This is a genomic window from Pseudomonas sp. (genome assembly GCF_050739995.1).
Classification (GTDB): domain Bacteria; phylum Pseudomonadota; class Gammaproteobacteria; order Pseudomonadales; family Pseudomonadaceae; genus Aquipseudomonas.
Map to the genome: position 1 here is coordinate 1 of NZ_JBOICG010000332.1, position 5,411 is coordinate 5,411.

Annotated in this window: 6 protein-coding genes; 2 read left to right on the top strand and 4 right to left on the bottom strand. The window is 58.8% G+C overall.

The window, feature by feature from the left end; translation table 11 throughout:
- On the top strand, positions 1-241 hold a 241-nt coding region (locus ACRESD_RS11075; RefSeq protein ID WP_431750944.1), incomplete at its 5' end, for a hypothetical protein.
- Between the two features lie 548 nt (positions 242-789).
- Here ACRESD_RS11075 and ACRESD_RS11080 read toward each other — a convergent pair.
- The 3 genes from ACRESD_RS11080 to ACRESD_RS11090 form a co-directional block, all read right to left on the bottom strand.
- Entirely contained in the window at positions 790-1,689 is a 900-nt protein-coding gene (locus ACRESD_RS11080) for a hydroxymethylglutaryl-CoA lyase (RefSeq protein ID WP_431750945.1), read from the bottom strand.
- A 16-nt stretch (positions 1,690-1,705) separates the two neighbouring features.
- Positions 1,706-2,098: a MerR family transcriptional regulator gene (locus ACRESD_RS11085; RefSeq protein WP_176998861.1), complete on the bottom strand. Its 393-nt coding sequence runs from the start codon at positions 2,096-2,098 to the stop codon at positions 1,706-1,708.
- 69 nt (positions 2,099-2,167) lie between these two features.
- Positions 2,168-3,103, bottom strand: a complete 936-nt coding sequence (locus ACRESD_RS11090) for a LysR family transcriptional regulator (RefSeq protein ID WP_431750946.1) — start codon at positions 3,101-3,103, stop codon at positions 2,168-2,170.
- A 166-nt stretch (positions 3,104-3,269) separates the two neighbouring features.
- On the opposite strand from ACRESD_RS11090, the gene ACRESD_RS11095 reads away from it, so the two are divergent.
- Positions 3,270-4,499, top strand: coding sequence for an acyl-CoA dehydrogenase (locus ACRESD_RS11095; protein ID WP_431750947.1), 1,230 nt, complete (start codon positions 3,270-3,272; stop codon positions 4,497-4,499).
- Positions 4,500-4,647: 148 nt separating this feature from the next.
- Here the strand turns inward: ACRESD_RS11095 and ACRESD_RS11100 are convergent.
- Positions 4,648-5,411, bottom strand: a 764-nt coding sequence (locus ACRESD_RS11100; RefSeq protein WP_431750948.1) for a phosphate ABC transporter substrate-binding/OmpA family protein, incomplete at its 5' end; no start/stop codon positions are given.

The following is a 5,411-nucleotide window of genomic DNA, read 5'->3' on the forward strand; positions in this document are numbered from 1 at the left end:
CCAACAGGACGCAGGTGCTGACTGGCAATCCAAGCATGCTGAGGCGACCGACCGGCTGGCGGGTCTGCTGGGCAAACGCAGGGATGAAATCCTGGTGAATGGTTCGATGCAAAGTGCATTTTACGAGCGAGAACTCAATCTGCTAGGGACTGAGCGGCAGGTGCTGGAGCAGAGAGTCCTGAAAGTATTGACGCGCAGGGTGCTGAACAATTTCGCGGCGGCGAGTGGAACATTGCTCTGAACGGGCGGGTCAGACAGCACAAAGGGGACCCGAGGGTCCCCTTTAATTTGTCGTTGCGTGCTCTTTTTTTATTATTGAGGGGCGGTCTATTGTTGTTTTTGGCAACCGTTACCCTTTACCGCTGTTTTTGGCGACCCCCATCCGGGGTCAAGAGCAAACGTATTTTTTTGAGCGCTGACCTGCTTCTTCGTTATCGATCCAACCAGTGGGTAGCTACCTGAGGTAGTTTTATTTTTCTCTAACCGGTTGCGGGTTTCGGCACGCCGTACCCTGCGAAGCACATCTTCTCCAAAAAAATCTGTTAGCTGCGTCTCTGCCGTGTTGTTTTTGTTATGTCAGAGTCGTTTCGTCTTATTTTTATTAGGTTTGGCGCTTTTTATTCTTGTTATGCCATAGAGATAGCAGAAGCCGTGCCAACTTTTTTAAGTGCTTTAAAATCAACAGGTTATGTTTTATGAGAGAAATAGCCTACGGCAAAGATGACAAAATATGTTCCCGTGTTACTCGATGTGTAGCTGTGCGGTAACACATTGTCATGATCACGCTACTCAAACGGCGTTACGCGCCTTGGCTACACGCGAACCGGTGGGCCGGCCCAATACGTGGCTGATCTGTTGGCCTGCACGTATCAATGTGTCCAGGTCGATACCCGTCTCGATTCCCAGGCCGTTGAGCAGGTACAGCACATCTTCGGTGGCGACGTTACCGCTGGCGCCCTTGGCGTAAGGGCAGCCGCCGAGGCCTGCGATAGAGCTGTCGAAAACGTTGATACCTTCTAGCAGGCTGGCGTAGATATTGGCGATGGCCTGGCCATAAGTGTCGTGGAAGTGACCTGCCAACTTCTCCCGTGGCACCTGTGCCCCGACCACTTCGAATAACCGCCGCGTAGCGCCCGCAGTGCCAGTGCCGATGGTGTCGCCCAGGGACACTTCATAGCAGCCCATGGCATGTAACTCGCGCGCGACCGCCGCGACTTGCTCCGGTGCAATTTCACCTTCGTAAGGGCAGCCCAGCACACAGGACACATACCCGCGCACGCTGATGCCATGCTGCTTGGCCGCCGTCATGATGGGTGCGAAGCGCTCCAGGCTTTCGCTGATGGAACAGTTGATGTTGCGCTGGGAAAACGCCTCGGACGCCGCCGCAAATACCGCGACTTCTTTCACCCCGGCAGCCAGCGCATCTTCAAATCCACGCAGGTTCGGCGTCAGGGCACCGTAAGTCACGCCGGGCTTGCGCTGGATCTGTGCAAACACTTCTGCCGACCCGGCCATTTGCGGCACCCACTTGGGCGAGACAAAACTGCCGACTTCGATGTAGCTCACGCCCGCAGCACTGAGGGCGTCCACCAATTGGACCTTATCGGCCACGGTGATGGGTTGGGCTTCGTTCTGCAATCCGTCGCGTGGGCCGACTTCGACCAGGCGAACAGAGGAGGGGAGAGACATGGCAATTACCTTCTGATCAATGGCCAACCTGGCTCATGGTGTGCGCCAGGGCCTGGGTGCAGCGCTCTTCGGCGGTGTCCAGTTCCAGTTTCATCTGTTCGATATCCAGCAGTTGTTGCTCCAACTGCTCACGGCGCTCGGCGATCTTTGCCAGCATGCTGTTGAGCTGGATGTGATTGCCGCTGGTGGGGTCGTAGAGTTCGATCAGCTCGCGGCATTCGGCCAGTGAGAAACCGATGCGCTTGCCGCGCAAGATCAGCTTGAGGCTGACTTTGTCCCGCGCCGAGTAGATGCGCTCCTGGCCCCGGCGCTCCGGGCTCAGCAGGCCTTGCTCTTCATAGAAACGGATGGCGCGGGTGGTGATGTCGAGCTCGCGGGCGAGGTCGGAGATGCTGTAGGTCGTGCTCATGCGAGTACCCAAGAGATGGCTTGGGCGTTAGGCTAGTGGCTGGTTGACGTTAACGTCAAGGTCGACAGGTCAGGTTTGTTTGCCGTCCAGTTTCTTGTCCTGAGCCATGACCTGCTGGCACAACTCAATCATCTGCTCACGCATCCAGCGGTTCGCCGGGTCCTGGTCGGTGCTCTCATGCCAGTACAGATGGGTTTCCACAGGAGGCACGTCGTTGACCGGCAGGTTGAACCAGTGCAGCTCATGGCGGCGGGCGAAGCGTTCGGGCACGGTCATCACCATGTCGGTCTGCTGCAACACCTGGGAAGCCATCAAGTAATGCTGGGAACGCAGGGCGATCTTGCGCTGGATGCCCATCTTGCCCAGGGCCAGGTCGACATGGCCCAGGCCGTTACGGCGGCTGGAGATATGGATATGGGTCAGCGACAGGTAGTCATCCAGGGTGAATTTGTCCTTGCCCGCCAGCGGATGCCCCTTGCGCATCGCGCAGACATAGCGGTCTTCCATCAGCTTGACGTGACGCACTTGTGGGTCGGTGTTCAGCGGTGCGTCCACGGCAAAGTCCAGGCGCCCGGCGGCCAATTCTTTAGTGGTCTCGCGACGTTTGGACAGGAAGCTTTCAATCGCCACCGTGGGCGCCAGGCGGCGCAAGCGCTGGAACAATAGAGGCAGAATCACCGCCTCGGTGAGGTCGGTCATGCTGATGCGATAGGTCTTGGCCGCCTGTTGCGGGTTGAAAATCCGGCTTTCCTGCACCGACACCCGTAACAACGACAACGCATTGCGCACCGGGCCGATGATGTTCTGCGCCATGGGGGTGGGCACCATGCCTTGGGCGGTACGTACGAACAGCGGGTCGTTGAAGGTTTCGCGCAGGCGCGCCAGGGCGTTGGACACCGCCGGTTGGGTGATACCGACAATCTGCCCGGCGCGGGTCAGGTTGGCTTCGGTGTAGATCGCGTCAAAGACGATAAACAGGTTGAGGTCGACCTTGCTCAGATTCATTTCGTTGCGCTCTTATTGTCAGGTGGCGATTTGTCAGGTGTCCATGCGCCGATCATATATCGGTGATGAATGTTAATACACGCCGAGAATAGGCTAGGTAAATTATCAACGCTGTTCTAGCATCGAATGCATGACCTAAACAACCTCTCAAAGAAGGGAGCTGCTCATGGATTTCGCCTATTCGCCCAAGGTTCAGGAACTGCGTGAGCGCGTCACCGCGTTCATGGACGCCTACGTTTATCCGGCCGAGCCTGTGTTCGAACGCCAGGTTGCCGAAGGTGACCGCTGGCAGCCCACCGCCATCATGGAAGCGTTGAAAGCCAAGGCCAAAGCCGAAGGCCTGTGGAACCTGTTCCTGCCGGAATCCGAACTGGGCGCCGGGCTCACCAACCTTGAATACGCGCCGCTGGCCGAAATCATGGGCCGCTCCTTGCTCGGCCCGGAGCCGTTCAACTGCTCCGCTCCCGACACCGGCAACATGGAAGTGCTGGTGCGCTACGCCAATGAAGAACAGAAGCAGCGCTGGCTCGAGCCGTTGTTGCGCGGTGAGATCCGCTCCGCCTTCGCCATGACCGAGCCGGACGTGGCGTCCTCGGACGCCACCAACATGGCCGCCCGTGCCGAGCGCCAGGGCGACGAATGGGTGATCAACGGTAAAAAGTGGTGGACTTCCGGCGCCTGCGACCCGCGCTGCAAGATCCTGATCTTCATGGGCCTGAGCAATCCTGACGCGCCGCGTCACCAGCAGCACTCAATGATCCTGGTGCCGGTGGACACACCTGGCGTGAAAATCGTGCGCCCACTGCCAGTATTCGGCTACGACGACGCCCCCCATGGTCACGCCGAAGTGCTGTTCGACAACGTGCGGGTACCGTATGAAAACGTGCTGTTGGGTGAAGGTCGCGGCTTCGAAATTGCTCAGGGCCGGCTTGGCCCGGGTCGCATTCACCACTGCATGCGCTCCATCGGCATGGCCGAGCGTGCGCTGGAATTGATGTGCAAACGCTCTGTCAGCCGTACCGCGTTCGGCAAGCCGTTGGCGCGCTTGGGTGGCAACATCGACAAGATCGCCGACTCGCGCATGGAAATCGACATGGCGCGCCTGTTGACCCTGAAAGCCGCCTACATGATGGACACCGTCGGTAACAAAGTGGCGAAAAGCGAAATCGCCCAGATAAAGGTGGTGGCGCCGAATGTGGCGTTGAAGGTGATCGACCGTGCCATCCAGATTCATGGCGGTGCGGGTGTCTCCAACGACTTCCCGCTGGCCTACATGTACGCCATGCAACGCACCTTGCGCCTGGCCGACGGCCCGGACGAAGTGCACCGCGCGGCAATCGGCAAGTTCGAGATCGGCAAGTATGTGCCTCGGGAGCTGATGCGCAGCGGGCAATAAGACCGCGTCGCCTGCAATCGGGAGCAAGCCCCCTCCCACACTTGACCGCATTTCTCCAATAGGAATGCAGTCCAATGTGGGAGGGGCGGTGCGACGATTCGACTTGCCCCCGATGAGGCCAGTATCACCAGCACAAATCCCCCAGGGCTCAGTACACCCAGACCTCCACCCGCCGATTCTTGATCCGCCCCTCATCCGCCGTATTCGCCGCCACCGGCATCTGCGCACCAAACCCACGGATATCGCGCAGCACCACGCCACTCTTGACCAGTTCCCGCCGCACGGCCATCGCCCGCAGCTTCGACAGCAACGCCGCTCGCTGTGGATCATTCTTCACATCACCAAACCCCACCAGCGTGACCTGCTTATCCAGTTTGTCGTGGCTTCGGATATAGGCCACCACCCGCTGCAAATCCTGGCGAGCCTTGTTGTCCAGGCTGGCGCTGCCTTCCTCGAAACGGAAGTTCACGGTCAAGCGCTGGGCGTCCCGGGCAATGGTTTGATAATCCTCGGGCATCGACGGGCGTGGCTCCACGCCTATCGCCTGCACTTGCTGGGCAATAAAACCATTGCCTGCCACGATCGCCTGGCCTTTGTTGCTCTGGGTAAAGTCCACCAGTGCCTTGGCCCAAGGGTTATGGCTCGACGGCGGCAGATAAAAGAACAGCCGGCGTGACAACGGGTAATCCTCGGTGGCAATCAGGCTGGTCAGCGGCAACATGGGTTGCGAGTCGCCGTCGACAATCGCCACGGCTTTGGCCTGACGCACGTAGGGCAGGCCGATAAAACCGATACCTTGAGGATCGTGGCTCACGGCATCGGACAAGGCTTCGCTGGATTCGAAACGCTTGGCACTTGGGGCCAGCGGTTTACCGCGCCGGTTCAGTACCAATTCCTTGAACGTGTCATAGG

Bases quoted from the DNA above. Each gene is read 5' to 3' on its own strand.
- ACRESD_RS11090 (WP_431750946.1), bottom strand. From the start codon at position 3,103: ATGAATCTGAGCAAGGTCGACCTCAACCTGTTTATCGTCTTTGACGCG.
- ACRESD_RS11085 (WP_176998861.1), bottom strand. From the start codon at position 2,098: ATGAGCACGACCTACAGCATCTCCGACCTCGCCCGCGAGCTCGACATC.
- ACRESD_RS11080 (WP_431750945.1), bottom strand. From the start codon at position 1,689: ATGTCTCTCCCCTCCTCTGTTCGCCTGGTCGAAGTCGGCCCACGCGAC.
- ACRESD_RS11095 (WP_431750947.1), top strand. From the start codon at position 3,270: ATGGATTTCGCCTATTCGCCCAAGGTTCAGGAACTGCGTGAGCGCGTC.